Below are 17,133 nucleotides of genomic sequence, written 5' to 3' on the forward strand. Positions count from 1 at the left end.
CTTACAAAATCTCCAGTGAAAGTATAGTTTGATCGTCTTCTTGAACGTGATTATCTGCCTGGATGCGAGCTAGTAAATGGTTAAGAGAAAGTGGTTGTTGCTCTTGTTGTAAGAGTTGCCAAAGACCATCTTGATTCAGCATCGAACGGTTTGCTGACTCAACCCCAGCCTCAGTTTTTCCTGTTGCATCGGGATTATTTGATACCATTGCTTCTGTAATCCCATCGCTGGCTAGTAACAATGTGTCTCCAGCAGCCAGAACCAAGCGACCAGACTGTGCCTGCCACTTAGGCAAAATCCCCAAAGGAACGCTGCGAACTTTCAGGTAATTGGGATTTTCGGCTAAAGCACCTTGGCGTGACCATAATATTGGATAAATATGACCGGCATTAGTGTAGACCAGTTCTTTAGTGTTAGGGGTATAACAAGCTAACACAAGAGTGACAAAATAATTGTTGCTAATTAAATCTTCACTGAGAGCGTGGTTGAGGTTCTGCATGACCACATTCGGCTCTGCTGGTGTCTCTTGAGATAATTCTCGGCGTAAAACTGAAATAATACTAGCCATAAATAAAGCTGCTGGGACGCCCTTGCCAGAAACGTCACCCACTGCCAACCACAAGTCGCCTTTAGGATGGACAAAAACTTCAAAAAAATCGCCTCCTACTTCACGTGCCGGATAGCAGCAAGCTTGTACCTTCACACCTTTAATGTCAGGTAAACTTTGGCGTAGCAGATTGTATTGAATTTGGCGAGCCACCTCTAACTCAGTGTGAATCTGCTGTTGCTTTTCTTGGAGGCGTTGGTAGAGTTTTGCTTGAGAGAGGGCTAAGGCTGCTTGTTCGGCAACACCTGCAATTAGTTGGATGTCTTCGTCTTCCCAAGGGCGATCGCGTCCCCATTGGTGGAGAGTTAGCACAGCCAACAGATGCTGATGGTAGCTAAGTGGCACAACTAGGTGATGACCAGGATTACCGTCATATATATCTTGAGCGAGTTGATAATGACGGGTTTCCAGCACTTTTTCGATTAAAACACTGGAGTCGAAGAAGGAATCTAATACATCAGATTTCGGATCGCGGTAGAAGAACTCATCTTGTGTGAGGCGATCGCCCTCCACTGGTTTGAGCAAGCAACTGGTAGCTTCAAATGTTTCTCCAATAGTTGCGACAATTTTTTGCAGCATACTATCGTAGTCTAAAGATTCCCGAATTGCTGTTGTTACCGCATTAAACAAAGATTCTCGCCGTAGGGCCCGACGCAACTCTTGGGTGCGCTTCTTAACTAGGCGATATGTATCAGTGGCTTGCTCAACTAACCCTCTCAGCCGTTCTGGATTCCAGGGTTTGGTAATGTACTTGAATACTTGACCGGAGTTAATCGCATCTACCAAATCTTCAACATCAGTAAAACCAGTTAACAAAATCCGAATCGTATCTGGAAAGCGCTCTACGGTGCGACTAAAAAATTCAGTCCCATTCATTTCTGGCATTCTTTGGTCAGAAATAATTACCGCCATCTCGCCAAATTGATCCAAGATTTCCATAGCACCAAAGGCATGATTGGCTTTATATACTTGAAAATCTCGCCTAAAAGTGCGGTAGAGTAAATCTAGGTTATCTGGCTCATCATCTACCACCATGAGCTTAAGTTTTTCCGTCCCAATCTCAGCCATATTTGACTTTTGTTTTCATATATTTGAATGGCGAGATAATATGATCTTTATCCCACCTAATAAATAAGAGAAAATCAGAGAAGCCATTCACTTTGAAAATATAACTTTTCAAAGTTGTGAGTTCCCCTTGATTATCCTCAATCGATCCACACCAAAATTAAATTTATCCAACTAACCCAGAACGCAAGGCGCGGACTGCTGCTTGGGTACGGTCATCGGCACATAGCTTATTCAAAATATTGCGAACGTGAGTTTTAACAGTGCCAACTGTGATGTAAAGTCTTTCCGCAATTACTGCATTACTACAACCTTCGACAATCAACTGTAACACTTCCAATTCCCTTTCTGTCAGGGTGTAAGGTTGAATTCCTTCCAGATTCTCAAAAGAATCTGGGTTAGGAGCAATAGTCTTGGAATCGACCAAAACCGATTCCAACTTTTGAGGATTTTGTTGCGCTTGTTGTAATACAATCCGAGCGATCGCTGGATCGATCCAGGCGTTGCCATTGTAAGTTACTCGTACTGCTTCCAGCAAATTATCAAATTTGATATCTTTCATACAGTAAGAGTCTGCACCAGCGGCAAAAGCTGCCAACACCGCTTCTTTGTTATCCCGCAGCGTCAAAATTAATACTTTTGTAAGTAGCTGCTGGCCGTTAGTAGTAGATTTTACCTCCCGTGTTAACTCAATGCCATCCTTATCTGGTAAACCAATATCGACAATGGCAATATCTGGTTGTAGCATTTTTAACATTTTTAGACCATCAGCAGCATTAGCAGCTTCACCTACAACTTCAATTTCATCCTTTTGCTGTAGTGCTGTACGAATACCCACACGAGTTAGGTCATGATCTTCAATCAGAGCGATACGAATTTTACTCATAGCCAACTTCAGCCCGTTACACTATAACCATAAAGTCGAGTTTCGTGACATACTCCCACACTATCTACAAGCAGTATAGTGGGGGTTTCTATTCCCGAAACCAGAGTTGCGAGTTGAGCGTTTTATACTGAGTGAATATTACACTTTAACAATAAAAGTTGGACTGGTTCAGCCCAAGTACAAGCGCCCAAAATTAATAGACAGAGGAGTGAAATTAATTATGTGTTATCTAAAACCCTTAGATATACGTAGCAGTGCTATGTATATACATTCTTGTTCACTCTTATGTCTATTTAGTTTAATTATGCTTTCTCTCGTTGCAGGGTAAAGGGGAATCTCTTTTGCCTAAGTTCTAATATAAAAAAATTTGATAAACTTAACATTCATGCAAAATCTGGTGTGAGTATTACTTAAGAATAGGCTATGTCTAACGGCAATCAAGCATTTTCAGTGTTGGGAATACCAGTTCATGTGATGGCTGACTATCCAGGCTGGTTGTTAGAATGCCTGCACACAGGCAGAGGAACTCATGTCGTAACGCTCAATGCAGAAATGACTATGCAGGCAGAGCGAAATCAATTATTAGCTCAGGTGATTAAAAATGCTGAACTGGTGATTCCAGATGGAGCTGGGGTTGTTCTGTATTTACGATGGCTGTTATGGCAAAAAGTGCAGCGTTTTCCAGGGATTGAATTAGCAGAAAAACTTTTGCAAGCACTTGGGCAACAAAAGACAGGGACAAAAATATTTTTCTATGGAGGAGCGCCTGGAGTAGCAGCAAATGCGGCAGATTTTTGGCAGCAGCAAATTCCAGGTTTGAATATAGTCGGCACTCACTCAGGCTACCATTCTCCAGAAGAAGAAGCACAATTGCGACAAACTTTTGCTCAATTGCAGCCACAAGTGATTTTTGTTGGTTTGGGAGTGCCGCGTCAAGAGTTATGGATTGCCGAAAACCGCCATTTGTGTCCCCAAGCAATTTGGATTGGCGTTGGTGGCAGTTTTGATATTTGGTCGGGAACTAAAACTCGCGCTCCCGCCTGGTTAGGAAATAATAATTTGGAATGGTTGTATCGCCTTTATCAAGAACCTTGGCGCTGGCGGCGGATGTTGGCTTTGCCAGCGTTTGCGGTGAAAGCGTGTGTTTATCGTTTGACAGCCAAGGGTGCAATTAGTTAACAGTGCTGAGTGCTGAGTGTTCTTACTTAGTTAATATTAAAGTCTTGAAAAAATTTTAAATTTTCTTTGTTGAAATTTAAATTCCCAGGCAAAACCTGGGAATCCTTATTTTGGGGAGAATGTCACATTTAAGCAGGCAAACTGTTTGGTTGTGGGTATGAGGAAAATTTAACAATGCCAGTATTAACAACTCAAGTTAAGAAAGACTTTTCTGTTCATGGAGAGGACAGTGAAACTCAACAGCACGGTAGCAATACTACTACAAAGGTACAATTGCAATCTGTAAGCAAGACTTATGCTAACGGCACTCACGCCTTATTGAATGCAAACCTTGAGGTAAAAAAGGGAGAATTTCTGTTTATCACGGGGCCAAGTGGTTCTGGTAAATCAACGCTCTTGAAACTGCTGTATGGCCAGGAGTTGCCTACACAGGGAGAAGTAATTGTTGATGAATGTAATGTAGCGGATTTGCGGGGCGATCGCTTGTCATTATTGCGGCGACGAATTGGTATTGTGTTTCAAGACTACAAATTGATTACCCAACGAACAGTAGCAGAAAATGTCACTTTTGTGCTGCAAGCTCAAGGGTATACCCGTAAAGAAATTCAACGACGTTTAGAACCAACCTTAAAGCTGGTAGGTTTGCTGAGTAAAGCTGATTGTTTTCCAGATCAACTGTCTGGAGGAGAACAGCAACGGGTGAGTATTGCCCGTGCGATCGTTGGTACACCACCCCTACTGTTGGCCGATGAGCCGACTGGAAATCTCGATCCAGATAATTCCTGGCAAGTAATCCAGATTCTCCAGAAGTTAAATTCCTTTGGGGCTACGGTGATTGTTACCACCCACGATGAACAATTGGTACGGCGCTGCAATCATCCGATAGTGCAAGTTCGCAATGGAACGTTGTCTCGAAAATAGTTATTTGTCATTAGTCATTGGTCATTAGTCATTTGCAAAGGACAAAGGACAAATGACAAAGGACAAATAACTAATAAACGTGGTGTTTGACTTTTGATGATACGGGTACGAAAGGTATTGCTGTTTTCAGGGGTAGCACCTGTAGGCGATCGCAGGCTTGTAAACTCTTAAAAGCTGCCTCTCGCACTACAACTTCTTCCTCTCGACTGAGTAGGAGTTGCAAGCATTGGACAATATCTTGCTGCACTGAAGAGTCAACTCGCTTACGGCTGATGAATTTACTGAGTTGACCTAGAGCAATCAACCGCTTCAATGGATCTTTTTCTGTTAAATTCATCAACAACCGATCGAGGTGGTCTTCTTCTCGATTTTCATAGAAGTTGACAATTTGCCATACCAATAAAATTAAAGTTAACAGGGTTCCCACACCTTGCGCGATCGCACCAGCAGCAATCCAGTGACTGTGAGAGTCAACCCATATCGCCGCTGCCATGTAAGTGCTGACAGTAGCAATACCACCGCTGATGACTGCTAAAACTAACCGACGATTTGAACTATTTAAGAAATTACGTATTTTTGACCAGCGCAATTGCCAGTCCCATTCCTGCATTGAGTAAACCAATACCATTACTCCAATGCCGATTAAGAGAGCCAGTAGCAGTTTCCAGTTCCACAACAACATGGCAATGATAATTGTCAGGAACCCAAGAAAGCCCCCAGGGCCAGAAAAACGTTTAAATGTTTGCTGCTTTATGGCTCCCTTTGTCTTGAATTTTGGAAGCGACCAGTTCCAGTTGGGGATTTGGTTGATCAATTGCTGCCAAGAAGACGAAGCCTGTGCCACAGTGTTTACCTACTTGATTACGAAATTACCTATTGTATAAGTTTTACTATGGATAAAGGAAAGATGAAGGCTTAAATCACAAAATGCCCGATTTTATAGAGGGATAGTAGACTAATACAGCACAGCGCATAAGATACCATTTTCAATTGCTAAGAGCAAGAGCATCTTGTACGTAAGTCTTAATTAAAGACAAAAACGAAAGTTATCAAGGGTGAATTGACCATCAAAAGTACAAAAGGTAACGCTGTGAATGTTATTCACATTTATAGATAATAAGGTATTGGGGGAAATTGGCGAGTCGGAATTGGCAAGATTAGAGCTTGGTAGTGCAGTTTGAGCGAGTAGTTGCCGATCGCGATCGTAGGCGGAAAGCACTAGCCGTTGCGAACTAGTGACAAAGGCACTAACCGAATTAACTGGACGCAAGAAAGTAGCTTCTAAAAATCCGCTTTTGGGCGCTCCCATTAAGACTATTAGCCCTGAATAGGTTGGAAATGCTGGATTTGATGGCTGTATTGCTAGACAATTGTGAAAAATGACTCCCCAACGTTCATATTGGCGCTCTACCGCTTCAAAACACTTCAAGTCTTCTAAGTCTAAACAAATACAAGTAGGTACAGTAAGTTTGGCAGCATCAAGAACTGGCTCGACCTGACCCCGCCTAGCTGAAGCTTTAATTTCGTTTTGTATATTCAAGTTGTCAAGCGCAAATTTAGCATCTTCAATCGTTGGTAGTTTATTTGATTGAAGAGTAGCCTGCTTTACCATGACATCCCGCCTTACTATTACTTAGATAAAATTTAGATTAGTTATACATCAAAATCTGTGTTTTCTACATATACAAGTAGAATTAACAGCTTATTAAAATAAGCGTTTTAACTATTTTTGACGTGTTGACGCTCAAAATTATTTATCGGTTTTTTGATAGACTACCATAAAAACTTATGCTGGATTCACGCTGGAGCGAGCCTCGCTACCAGGAGAAACCCTTATAGAACAGTAATTTCAACGTTCAGTTACTTTATTTTTATGAAAAAAAGCACCAAATCTTTACAAGTAATCCAGTAATTTTATATCTACTTAATCTGACGCTAGCGAGAAGTCTGAGAGTGATTGGTTCGCTGATAATTACAATGTGTGGCGAGTTTGAACTAGACACATGAAGAGTGCTGAGTTAAAAGACTGCCTACAAGGGACGTTGCTCTTACTAAGTACACAAATATTAAGTGCTTGTTAATTTACTCAGCACTGAGTGCGGTAAACATCTAGGTGACGAAAGGGGAGGCGGATAAATTATCAAATCTTCTCTTTGTGTGCTTGCGTCCCAGGTCTCTTGTCTTACTTGTGCCAACGAATCACTACAGTCAACAAAAAAAACTTATGTTTCAACCACTAGGATTTGAACAACGCTCTATAGATACCTCACTAGGTAGAATGGTATATTATACTGCTGCTGGAGCGCCTTGGGAGGATGATGTGACTGCCAAAGACGATCGGGAAACTTTGGTATTCCTGCACGGCTTTGGTGGTGGGTCTTCTGCTTATGAGTGGTCGAAAGTTTATCCGGCTTTTGCGGCTGAATATCGGGTCATTGCGCCAGATTTACTCGGTTGGGGTAGGTCTGAACATCCAGCACGGAGTTATAAAGTTGAGGATTATTTGATCGCGATTCGGGAGTTTTTCGAGCAAACTTGTACTGGGCCAGTAACAGCGATCGCTTCTTCTTTGACCGGAGCATTTACAATTCGGGTAGCAGCAGATCGTCCTGATTTATTCAAGTCTTTAATTCTTACTACCCCAGCCGGACTTTCTGACTTTGGCGAAGACTACTCTAGGAGTTTTTTTGCCCAATTAGTTAGCGTTCCCATTGTCGATCGTTTACTTTACAGCACTGGAATTGCTACTAGTGGTGGCATTCGCAGCTTTTTAGAACAACGGCAATTTGCTCAATCCAATCGAGTCTACCAAGAAATTGTAGATGCTTATCTAGAATCTGCTCTACAGCCTAATGCTGAGTATGCAGCACTGTCCTTTGTCCGTGGCGATTTGTGCTTTGATTTATCCCTTTATATTCAACAATTAACCACTCCCACCGCCATTATTTGGGGACAAAAGTCGGAATTTACAGGCCCCTCAATTGGTCGCCGCCTTGCTGAAATCAATCCTTTAGCAATCCGATTTTTTCAACAGTTGGAAGATGTGGGATTAACACCACAGTTGGAATTACCAGCAGTGACAATCGGATTAATTCGCAAATTTTTACCTTTGCTTAATTAACATGAGTAGTAGAGACGCAAAATTGGACTGGGCTTTGCCCCGCTGTGCTAACGCGTCTCTACATTCTTTTTCAGCAGATGTTTAATAAGATTGCTAGAGAAAATTATCCACAAAAGTGATAATACTATTTGTCTTTCAATCTGATATCAATGACAGTTGCATTGAAGTTGTAGTTAAAGCCTTCTAGCTCAAATGGCATCCCAATTTTAACTTTACTGTTACCCAAAACTGGCCCATTTTCAGTAACTTGAGCTTTGCCATCTAAAGTCAAAAGAAAATCTGCACTGTAATTGTTGCTCTTGGGATCTGGCAGTTCTTTAACAGTGCCATCAGGTTGAAAAACATTGACTGTTCTAGGTAGCTGTTGAATAGATTTAATTTCAATCTGTCCATAGGGTTGATTGCGGATAATCACATTGGTTTTTCCACCTTTTTTTAAACCATTGTCGATTAATTTCTCCGGGTCGCGTACATTCAAACCACGAACTACTAAGTCTACTTCTATGGGTACTGTTTTCGCCCCAACTTGGGCAACAGAACCAGAAGTGCCAGGAAAAACAAAGATGCCAAAGATAACTAGTAGAATTACCAGCGCAGCACCTAAATCTAGAAGATTGATTTTGCCAAACAAGCGACCTTTTGAATCTAAAATAGCCATAAAAAGTTTTCCAAGGTAATAGCGAAGTAATGGATTGTAGCCAGAAAGTTTTCGATGGAAACGGTAATTTTCCCTATTTGGTAATAACTCAAAGTATTCGGGGGTTGCGGTTATGCGACAGTTTATCACGAGTTCGTAATTTCCGAGGCACGGCAGCTAACCCTCAAACTTTTACCAGTTAATACTGACGCACCTAGAAAGTAAAATCTAGTGTTTAAGCCTATCTCTAGAGAGAATCCCTAGCCTCCCGCAATTCGGTAGATTTGCATCAAGATTATCTGTATGACAACTCCTTTGGTCTTGAGTTAAGAATGCAACTTAGAATACTCTAAATCCGTCTCATAATTTGTCCCCTCATTTTATGTTCTTCCGAAATAATCTTCAGAGTGTATTATGTTCAATTGGAAAGGTTTTGCTGCAAATTACCGTGTATGGCGGCGTCGCTGGTTTTATCCCCTAATTTCAGTGGTAGTCGCCCTGAGTCTGTGCCTGAGTACACCCTTGCCTGGAAGAACTTTAGATTTCTTGCCTCTTTTACTCCAAGGAGTTCAGGCATTTCAGCTTTCTAATATATCCCCTAATCAAGAAGTTGATCTTGGTAAGCAGATTAATCAGGAATTGGTCGGCAGTCAAGTCCGACTTTACCGCAATCCCGAAGTGAATCGTTATGTAGAACAAGTTGGTCGGCGTTTAGCAGCGAATAGCGATCGCCCCGATCTCCCCTATACTTTTCAAATAGTTGAGGATGACGCTATTAACGCCTTTGCGACCTTGGGCGGCTATGTATATGTCCACACGGGTTTGCTGAAAACCGCAGACAATGAAGCGGAACTGGCAAGTGTACTCGCCCATGAAATTGGTCACATTGGTGGGAAACACGTAGTCAAGCAGATGCAGCAAAAAGCCCTCGAAAGTGGTCTATTAACGGCGGCTGGCTTAGATCGAAATTCCGCAGTGCAAATTGGTGTACAGTTAGCGCGAGACTTACCACGCAGTCGTAAAAACGAATTTGAAGCCGATCAAAGAGGACTACGAACTTTGACACGTACTGGTTATGCCCAGTCAGCAATGGTCTCTTTTATGCAAAAGCTGCTGAAAAAGGGTGGTTCTAGTCCAACATTTTTGAGTACACACCCCGGAACCAGCGATCGCATTGATGCCCTCAGACGTGCAATTAACTCTCAACCTAGTAATGGAAAATCTGGCTTGGATAATGCTAGTTATAAAGCAAATATTCGACCATTAGCGAAGTCTTGAGGGAATTGAGAAAGAGGAGGCAGGAGGCAGTGTTTCGACTCCCTTCTCTACGAGAGGCTGCGCCAACGACTACGCTACTTCGACTACGCTCAGTACAAGTCAGGGCAAGCCGCTCAACAACCAGGTAGGGGGCAGAAGTTCTTTAATTTTTAATTTTTAATTTTTAATTTTTTAATTGATTTCTCCCCCTCATTTCAAATATTCCTCAATTCCGATTGCGGCGATCGACTTTAATTTTGGCTGGATCAACGTTAATTACAACCTCTTCTAAAGGCAGGATACGGATATAGTTTTTAAAGATATTAACTTGATAAACCAACTGATTTGTGACATCTAGCCCAGTCAACCAGCCACTCCGGGGATGATAAGCGCCAGTATCTATGTCTAGCCATCCCTTTCCTTGCGCCAGTTTACCAGGAGAAACACCCGGTAGGGTAAAGGTAATGGTGTGACCGATGATAATTTGTTTATCTGGAAAGTAGGGTTTTTCAATGCTGTGAAATTCCTCTCGTATCCAGCACAGTTCATCGGCAGTTTGTTCTGCCACCGACTTGGAAGGGTCAACGCCAGCATGAGTTAACCAAATATCTCCTAAGTCAAGGTATGTAGGCAAAGCTTTTAACCAATCCAGATGGTCATCAGGAATTGGAGCCTCTTGGTAACTGGCCACGGTAGCTTGCCCTCCACCAAACAGCCATGCTTGCATCGTCGAGGAGGAAGTCCTTTCATTGGTCAGAATGTTTAGTAACATCTGCTCATGATTTCCCAACAAACATGAGTAGTTACTTTGCTTGACAAAATTAACTACTTGCGCACTGTGAGGGCCGCGATCGATTAAGTCTCCCAAAAAATAGACTCGATCTTCTGACGTGGGGGCGATCGCCTCCAACAGTGTCATTAAACCTTCATAGTGTCCATGCACATCCCCAATTACAATTCGTCTGGGGCTAGTTTCGCTCATTGTCTCTTAGCTGCAATAGTTTTGGCTAATACTTCTGCTACAGTTTACGCTGTCTGCTTTCCGCAATGAAAGGTAAAAATACTGGATAATGCTTATTTTAATTTAATTTTTGTACGATTAATAAACTTAACTTATCAAATATATACAACGACAATTGTTTTTTAGATATAACTTATAATAACGATGGCGTAAGACTAGCTTTTTCTGCTAACTTGAACTGTTTAGTCGAGAATTTAGGTTAGCTGAGAATTTAGGCTCTTGCCATATTCATCACTTTTAACTTCACAATGTCTAATGGTTTTTCTGCTGAAATTAGTTCGCGCATCTGCAAGCACATGAATGACGATCATGCTGATGCTGTAGTTATTTATGCTAAAGCTTTTGGTGGTTTAACAGATGCGATCGCAGCCGAAATGCTGTCAATTGATGCACAGGGTATGGATTTAACAGCGCAAGTCAATGGGGAAGCTGTACCAGTTCGCATTCAATTCGATCGTGTTTTAGTAGATGCGGAAGATGCTCATCAAACTTTGATTGCAATGGTGAAGCAAGCGCGGGTAAAGGCTAAATAGGAAATGACAAAATAATTGACACTAAATCTGCGATACATTTAATCACATATTTTTGTACATATAGCAATACTAGGCTGGGGAAAGGTTAAAGGGGAAGGGAAAATTCCATAGCTTTACCCCTTCCCCCTTTCCCTTTTCCCCAAACCAAATTCCAGTTTAAAATTCTGGCGTTGCATATTTGCGGGATGATTTTGTTTGTTTTATGGGATGCGCATCTTGCCCGTCCCTTATATTTCGAGGCGGGCAAGATGCCCACCCTACAAGAATCATCCCTTGATTCAGCAACGCCAAAATTCTTAACCGAGCAGTATTGAAAGCTGTGTTATGTCGTAATTGCTGTAAATACTCACCCCGCCAGCCGATACATAATCACTTTTCCTTTCCAATTTTCTTCCACAAATACCAGATGCTCACCATTGGAACGCCGAAAAGCGCGAATACCGTAGGGTATATCAATCCAGCCACTTTCGCTGCCAACTTCTGGGCCTGGTTTTAACTGTTGTACTTGCGCTCCCGTCTTGGCATTGTAGACATATACCTCTGCGGTTTTAACTGTCACGGCAAATACATAGTCTCCCGCCACACTGATTGCTGCTGTAGACACTTCACGCTTCCCGGTGCTGTCGTAGGGAATTACAATCCGCCATTTGGGAGTACGATTTCCTTTACTCCAATTGTCAAAACGGGCAATCTCAGATCCAGCAACTCCAGCATCGTCACCAAATGCGGGGCGATCTACCGTAAAGCCTGACAAAAACATACTATCTGTTTCAGGGAAATATTCGATCCGCCGCAAGTCGTTAAATATTTTGGGAGTAGCTTGCTTTTCCATCGAACCATAGCTGTAGATGGGGTTGCCTTTAGGATCTATTCCCTGTAAAGGATAGTGTCGAATGCCATCTTCTGTTCGCAAAGCTTTCCAAACATCTCCTTTGCTGTCTACCCACCAGCCACCGAGATGAGGATAATCTTTGCTGCGATCGTATTCGTTCTTTTCAAATTTGCCATTACTGTTGCGATCGCGCCAGATCCATTCCCCTTGTTCTGGTTGATGCGGTGGCCAATTTCCGGCAATAAATGGTTTATCTGCGCCATTAGTAGCAACAAACATGCCGGCGGGGATGGCAACTTTACCATCAGTGGCAGGATTAAAACGATAGATTTGCAGAAAGCTGTTATACATATCTGTGAGAAACAAAAATGGCTTCCCTTGGATGCGGCGAACAAAGGTTCCATCTGGGGATGTATGCAGACGTGGATCTTGAGGATATTTGAAAGGATTTAAGGTGTAGGCTTTGTAATTCCATTGCTTACCAGCAGCCTTACTGTAATCCATCAGATAGTGTTCTTGTTTGGTGAATAAATCTACACCATCAGTTTTAGGATCGGCATCTGCATTATCGACGAATATCAATCCCAGCGATCGCCACATTAGTTTTCCCGATGGCGAAAATTTCCGCAAATCTGTTCCTGATTTGTTGAAACCATTACTATTTATATAGATATTGCCGGAAGCATCTGTACCGACTCCGGTAAGTCCGTAAAGTTTCAAATCTCGAACTTCACCAGCAACTCCTGCATAGATACCACCTTTAGAACCAAAACTACTCACTTGCACTGGCCGATCTTTGATGTCATAAGTCAACATTTGCTGACGCGGGCCATTTTCTGCTACTAACAGCTTACCTTGATGATTAATAGCGATCGCTGTTGGTTCGACGATATCTGCAATCTGTTGGGGCAATTGCTTTCCAGTTTGGGAATAATGTAAAATTTTTGCAGGCTTACCACCACTTTTACTTTGAATAATCCACAGATTTTTTTGTGGATCGATAGTTATTGCTCCCGGATTAACAACGGCAAAGCTGCGGAGTTCCTTCATCGTCTCAGTATCATAAACACGAATCCGGTTAGCCGCAAAATCACTCACATACAACTCGTTTTCCACAGTTGCTAATCCAGTCACTTCACTTTTTGTACTGGTAATCAACATACTTTTATCCCAGCCACGCCCATTCGGAAACGGCGCAGGTTTTCCTGATAAGTCATAGCGTCTAACGCTATACCAAGTTGTTCCTTCTGATGGGTAATCTTCTTTTGTATCGCCCCTCGAACCTTGAGTCATGGCAATGTAAACATATTTACTATTTGCGGTTACAGCTTTGCCACCGCCACGACTCCAGCCGTGAGTATCCCCAAGGGCAGCAATAACTTTACCATCTTTATATATTCCTGCTTCCATTGCCGCCTCATCCCAATGGCTGTTAGTATAAACTGTGCCATCAGCGGCTACATACATGCCCTCAATATTGTTTTGTACCCGCAGATTTCCACTGCCAATAGTATTACCTATCCACGATGTTTTGTAGTTAAGCGTGGGTGTTTTAGTATTGTTTTTTACCCGCAAATTGGCACTGTTAATAGTATTACTTATTGATGATGCTTTGTATGTAATTGTCGGTGTTTCTGTTGTTGCCCAGTCTGTTGTAATTCCAATACTAGTAACAATGACTGCAACAGTCATACTGAGTAATAAATTTAAAGTTTTACTTCTTTGTAAATATCTAGTCTTAGATAATTTTTTTACTTGCTGATTGAGTTCATGACGAAGTTTTACTAACTTCGCCAGTAATTTATTTATCATATATATATTTTTCATCTTTTAATTATTTATATACAATTACCTTTTATGAAATCCGCACAAAAGGTAACTGTTTTTAAACTCACTAATATACATTTTTTTTGGAAGCAAGATATCTGATTACATATCAATAAAAAGCTATCAGGATTAAAAATCTACTATTTATATAAGTTTTATCAAAATCACATTATTCTATAAAATACTGAAGAACATTTTTAAAAGTATTTATTATTACTTTTTTATTGTGATTTCTGATACAAAATTAATTGTTCGCTAGTGGCTTGTTCCTTGGTATATATACTATACAGCTTGTTTTTCCGTAGATAGAGTAGATATGTAGTAAGTGTTATTTAGTTAATAAAAATACAGGTTTAAACTCATTATTGACGTTGGTATATAAATAGCTTATAAATTGGTGTTCCGTAAAAAAACTCTTATTAGTAATGTGTATTCCGAAATTATAGTGATTCGGGTTTGGATACAACACGCTGTAGAGGGACACAGGTATGTGCCCCTACTGTTTTAATATATTTATAGGAGAAATATCGATGGAAGCTAATAAAGAAAGAAGTTTTACTTCATCCTCTGCATCTATTATTACCCTAGGATTAGGCTGGTTTCCCAAAAGTCCCGGAGGATTAGAAAGGTATATTTACGAACTAACTCATAAATTAGCTGCAAATCACGATCGGATTGAATTATGCGGAGTTGGTTTACCAGAAACTGAACTAAATTCGCCGATTAAGCTGACTAACTTGGCGAGTCCCGATAGTGCTATTTGGCAAAGATTATGGTCGATTCGCACGAATTTTCAGAAAACAAGAACTAGCAAACCAGATGCTATTAATTTACACTTTGCATTATACAGCTTTCCGATTTTAGATATTTTGCCAAAGGGAGTACCAGTTACTTTTAACTTTCATGGCCCTTGGGCTTCTGAGAGTCAGCAGGAAGTTGTTAACAAAAACCTCAGTCTTTTAATCAAGCATTGGCTAATCGAACAAAATACTTATAATCGCTGCGATCGCTTCATTGTTTTGAGCAAAGCTTTTGGTAAGATTTTACACGATCAATATCAAGTACCGTGGAGCAAAATTCATGTTATTCCCGGTGGAGTTGATATTAATTGGTTTCAACCAAATTTATCACCCCAGGAGGCTTGTGCAAAGCTAGGCTGGCCTAGTAATCGCCGGATTATATTTACATCACGCCGTTTAGTGCATCGAACGGGAGTTGACAAATTATTGCAAGCTCTGGCTATAATTAAGCCCAGAATACCAGATGTTTGGCTAGCGATCGCAGGTCGTGGTCACATCCAAGCTGCACTACAACAAGAAGCTACAGAATTAGGACTAGATGACAACGTTAAATTTTTAGGTTTTCTCCCTGATGAGCAATTGCCTATAGCTTATCAAGCGGCTGAATTGACTATTATGCCTAGTCAATCTTTTGAGGGATTTGGATTAGTAATAGTTGAGTCTCTAGCCTGTGGTACTCCTGTTTTATGTACTCCAATTGGGGGAATGCCAGAAATTTTATCAGAATTTTCACCCGATTTAATTACGACTTCAACAGACGCCTTAGCTATTGCTGAAAAATTAGAGCAAGTGCTTTTGGGTAATATCCTCATACCTTCGCGATCGGCCTGTCGCCAGTACGCCACCACACATTACGACTGGAATCAAATCGCCCAACAAGTACGGAATGTTTTATTAGCTTAAACAAGTGATTGTAATAGATTTTATGGTTGCTGCGTGGGTCAAATTAGATAAATTAGAGGTTTTATGAAAATTCTTTTTTTAGACCAAAGCGGTAAACCAGGCGGTGCCGAATTATGTTTAATAGATATTGCTAAACCTTATGGCGATCGCGCTTTAGTGGGTTTATTTGCAGATGGATCGTTCAAAGATTTACTACAACAAAATCATATCCCAGTAGAAGTTCTCGCAACTCAAGCAATCCAAGTTCGCAAAGAAAGCAGTTTGCTACAAGGATTCAAGAGTTTGGGACAACTTGCACCTCTGATTACTAAGGTAGTAAAAAAAGCGCGTGAATACGATTTAATCTATGCCAACACCCAAAAAGCATTAGTTGTCGGAGCATTAGCAAGTTTTTTCAGTCGTCGCCCTCTGGTTTATCATTTACATGATATTCTTTCCAAAGAACATTTTAGCCAAACTAATCTTCGTATTGCTGTTAACTTAGCTAATCGTTTTGCATCATTAGTAATTGCTAATTCTCAAGCTAGTCAAACTGCCTTTGTACAAGCAGGAGGACGCCCAGATATCATCGAAGTTGTTTATAACGGCTTTAATCCAAAAAATTATCAAACTGATGAGTCTGATATTAAACAATTACAGCAACACTTAGGATTAGAAGGAAAATTTATCGTTGGACACTTTAGCCGTCTTGCACCTTGGAAAGGCCAGCATATTTTAATTGATGCCCTGGCTAAATGTCCGCATAATGTGATAGCAATTTTAGTGGGTGATGCATTGTTTGGCGAACAAGATTATGTCCAAAAGTTACACCAACAAGTTAGTGAACTAGGATTAGAAAACCGCGTCAAATTTTTAGGATTTCGTTCTGATATTCCCCAGTTAATGGCAGCTTGTGACTTAGTGGCACATACCTCTACTTCGCCAGAACCCTTTGGTAGAGTGATTGTAGAGGCAATGCTATGCGAAAAACCTGTAGTTGCAGCCAAAGCTGGGGGTGCGATGGAATTAGTAGAACATGGCCTTAATGGTTTTTTAGTGACACCAGGAGAACCCCAGGAACTTGCACAAGTAATTATCACTTGTTTACAGGAGACAGAAATAACTGCGACTATAGCCAATAATGCCCGAACTGCTGCTAGTCAGCGTTTTGATGTTGCAACTATTAATCAGCAAATTTTCCAACTGCTGTCCCACAGATTATAATTACTTTCCGAATCTTACGATCGCCGATTTTGTTTGGATAACCCCAGATTCACATCTGGGGTTTATGGTTGTAATTACAAACCAACTAATTCACGAGACTCAAAATCAGAGAGTTGTTGAGCGATGCCTATGGCGGCAAGCTACGCTAATCTTGCTTCCAACTTAGCCACACTAAACTGGTTACGCAGATATTCCAAATGAGCGAGCTAAAATAAAGTTCAAATAAACTCTCAAAAATTTTTAAAGATAAAGCTGATTTTAAGATTAAGTCCGCTCATATACCCATGACTTATTTAGCCGTCAGACTGAAGTCTGCGGCTAACAAAGTAAGCCTGCATAAG

General features: G+C 41.1%; 14 protein-coding genes. 7 read left to right on the top strand and 7 right to left on the bottom strand.

Annotated features, from left to right (window positions below; genetic code table 11):
* Position 1 precedes the first annotated feature (1 nt).
* Together V7K84_RS06890 and V7K84_RS06895 are read right to left on the bottom strand one after the other, a co-directional pair.
* A complete protein-coding gene (locus V7K84_RS06890; protein WP_334837068.1) occupies positions 2-1,675 on the bottom strand; it encodes a SpoIIE family protein phosphatase in 1,674 nt (557 codons plus the stop codon).
* 163 nt (positions 1,676-1,838) lie between these two features.
* Positions 1,839-2,558, bottom strand: coding sequence for a response regulator transcription factor (locus V7K84_RS06895; RefSeq protein ID WP_334837069.1), 720 nt, complete (start codon positions 2,556-2,558; stop codon positions 1,839-1,841).
* A 423-nt stretch (positions 2,559-2,981) separates the two neighbouring features.
* Here V7K84_RS06895 and V7K84_RS06900 point away from each other — a divergent pair, with 423 nt between their 5' ends.
* Both V7K84_RS06900 and ftsE read left to right on the top strand, forming a co-directional pair.
* Complete coding sequence (locus V7K84_RS06900) at positions 2,982-3,737, top strand: WecB/TagA/CpsF family glycosyltransferase (protein ID WP_334837070.1); 756 nt, start codon at positions 2,982-2,984, stop codon at positions 3,735-3,737.
* 174 nt (positions 3,738-3,911) lie between these two features.
* Positions 3,912-4,658, top strand: a complete 747-nt coding sequence (ftsE, locus tag V7K84_RS06905; RefSeq protein ID WP_334837071.1) for a cell division ATP-binding protein FtsE — start codon at positions 3,912-3,914, stop codon at positions 4,656-4,658.
* Between the two features lie 70 nt (positions 4,659-4,728).
* Here ftsE and V7K84_RS06910 read toward each other — a convergent pair whose 3' ends face one another.
* Together V7K84_RS06910 and V7K84_RS06915 are read right to left on the bottom strand one after the other, a co-directional pair.
* Positions 4,729-5,502, bottom strand: a complete 774-nt coding sequence (locus V7K84_RS06910; protein ID WP_334837072.1) for an armadillo-type fold-containing protein — start codon at positions 5,500-5,502, stop codon at positions 4,729-4,731.
* 183 nt (positions 5,503-5,685) lie between these two features.
* The gene (locus tag V7K84_RS06915) at positions 5,686-6,270 is read right to left on the bottom strand and encodes a hypothetical protein (protein WP_334837073.1); all 585 of its coding nucleotides are present in this window, start codon (positions 6,268-6,270) and stop codon (positions 5,686-5,688) included.
* A 612-nt stretch (positions 6,271-6,882) separates the two neighbouring features.
* Here V7K84_RS06915 and V7K84_RS06920 point away from each other — a divergent pair.
* A complete protein-coding gene (locus V7K84_RS06920; RefSeq protein WP_334837074.1) occupies positions 6,883-7,779 on the top strand; it encodes an alpha/beta fold hydrolase in 897 nt (298 codons plus the stop codon).
* A 124-nt stretch (positions 7,780-7,903) separates the two neighbouring features.
* Here the strand turns inward: V7K84_RS06920 and V7K84_RS06925 are convergent, their stop codons facing one another.
* Positions 7,904-8,437, bottom strand: coding sequence for a DUF4330 domain-containing protein (locus V7K84_RS06925; protein ID WP_334837075.1), 534 nt, complete (start codon positions 8,435-8,437; stop codon positions 7,904-7,906).
* Positions 8,438-8,830: 393 nt separating this feature from the next.
* Between V7K84_RS06925 and V7K84_RS06930 the strand changes: the two genes are divergently transcribed.
* Entirely contained in the window at positions 8,831-9,694 is an 864-nt protein-coding gene (locus V7K84_RS06930; RefSeq protein WP_322689344.1) for a M48 family metallopeptidase, read from the top strand.
* A gap of 205 nt (positions 9,695-9,899) precedes the next feature.
* Here the strand turns inward: V7K84_RS06930 and V7K84_RS06935 are convergent, their stop codons facing one another.
* A complete protein-coding gene (locus V7K84_RS06935; RefSeq protein WP_334837076.1) occupies positions 9,900-10,655 on the bottom strand; it encodes a metallophosphoesterase family protein in 756 nt (251 codons plus the stop codon).
* A gap of 287 nt (positions 10,656-10,942) precedes the next feature.
* Here V7K84_RS06935 and V7K84_RS06940 point away from each other — a divergent pair, with 287 nt between their 5' ends.
* Positions 10,943-11,227 (top strand): DUF2470 domain-containing protein, encoded by a 285-nt coding sequence (locus V7K84_RS06940; protein ID WP_334837077.1) that lies wholly within the window; start codon positions 10,943-10,945, stop codon positions 11,225-11,227.
* Positions 11,228-11,573: 346 nt separating this feature from the next.
* Here V7K84_RS06940 and V7K84_RS06945 read toward each other — a convergent pair whose 3' ends face one another.
* The gene (locus V7K84_RS06945; RefSeq protein ID WP_334837078.1) at positions 11,574-13,871 is read right to left on the bottom strand and encodes a hypothetical protein; all 2,298 of its coding nucleotides are present in this window, start codon (positions 13,869-13,871) and stop codon (positions 11,574-11,576) included.
* A gap of 545 nt (positions 13,872-14,416) precedes the next feature.
* On the opposite strand from V7K84_RS06945, the gene V7K84_RS06950 reads away from it, so the two are divergent.
* The gene (locus V7K84_RS06950; protein ID WP_334837079.1) at positions 14,417-15,589 is read left to right on the top strand and encodes a glycosyltransferase family 4 protein; all 1,173 of its coding nucleotides are present in this window, start codon (positions 14,417-14,419) and stop codon (positions 15,587-15,589) included.
* Between the two features lie 63 nt (positions 15,590-15,652).
* Positions 15,653-16,792: a glycosyltransferase gene (locus V7K84_RS06955; RefSeq protein ID WP_334837080.1), complete on the top strand. Its 1,140-nt coding sequence runs from the start codon at positions 15,653-15,655 to the stop codon at positions 16,790-16,792.
* The last annotated feature ends 341 nt before the right edge of the window (positions 16,793-17,133 follow it).

The sequence above is a fragment of the Nostoc sp. genome, from assembly GCF_036917315.1.
Taxonomy (GTDB): domain Bacteria; phylum Cyanobacteriota; class Cyanobacteriia; order Cyanobacteriales; family Nostocaceae; genus Nostoc.

Coding starts and splice junctions, on each gene's coding strand:
- V7K84_RS06900 (WP_334837070.1), top strand. CDS start 2,982: ATGTCTAACGGCAATCAAGCATTTTCAGTGTTGGGAATACCAGTTCAT.
- V7K84_RS06890 (WP_334837068.1), bottom strand. CDS start 1,675: ATGGCTGAGATTGGGACGGAAAAACTTAAGCTCATGGTGGTAGATGAT.
- V7K84_RS06895 (WP_334837069.1), bottom strand. CDS start 2,558: ATGAGTAAAATTCGTATCGCTCTGATTGAAGATCATGACCTAACTCGT.
- V7K84_RS06935 (WP_334837076.1), bottom strand. CDS start 10,655: ATGAGCGAAACTAGCCCCAGACGAATTGTAATTGGGGATGTGCATGGA.
- V7K84_RS06940 (WP_334837077.1), top strand. CDS start 10,943: ATGTCTAATGGTTTTTCTGCTGAAATTAGTTCGCGCATCTGCAAGCAC.
- V7K84_RS06915 (WP_334837073.1), bottom strand. CDS start 6,270: ATGGTAAAGCAGGCTACTCTTCAATCAAATAAACTACCAACGATTGAA.
- V7K84_RS06925 (WP_334837075.1), bottom strand. CDS start 8,437: ATGGCTATTTTAGATTCAAAAGGTCGCTTGTTTGGCAAAATCAATCTT.
- ftsE (WP_334837071.1), top strand. CDS start 3,912: ATGCCAGTATTAACAACTCAAGTTAAGAAAGACTTTTCTGTTCATGGA.
- V7K84_RS06945 (WP_334837078.1), bottom strand. CDS start 13,871: ATGATAAATAAATTACTGGCGAAGTTAGTAAAACTTCGTCATGAACTC.
- V7K84_RS06930 (WP_322689344.1), top strand. CDS start 8,831: ATGTTCAATTGGAAAGGTTTTGCTGCAAATTACCGTGTATGGCGGCGT.
- V7K84_RS06950 (WP_334837079.1), top strand. CDS start 14,417: ATGGAAGCTAATAAAGAAAGAAGTTTTACTTCATCCTCTGCATCTATT.
- V7K84_RS06920 (WP_334837074.1), top strand. CDS start 6,883: ATGTTTCAACCACTAGGATTTGAACAACGCTCTATAGATACCTCACTA.
- V7K84_RS06955 (WP_334837080.1), top strand. CDS start 15,653: ATGAAAATTCTTTTTTTAGACCAAAGCGGTAAACCAGGCGGTGCCGAA.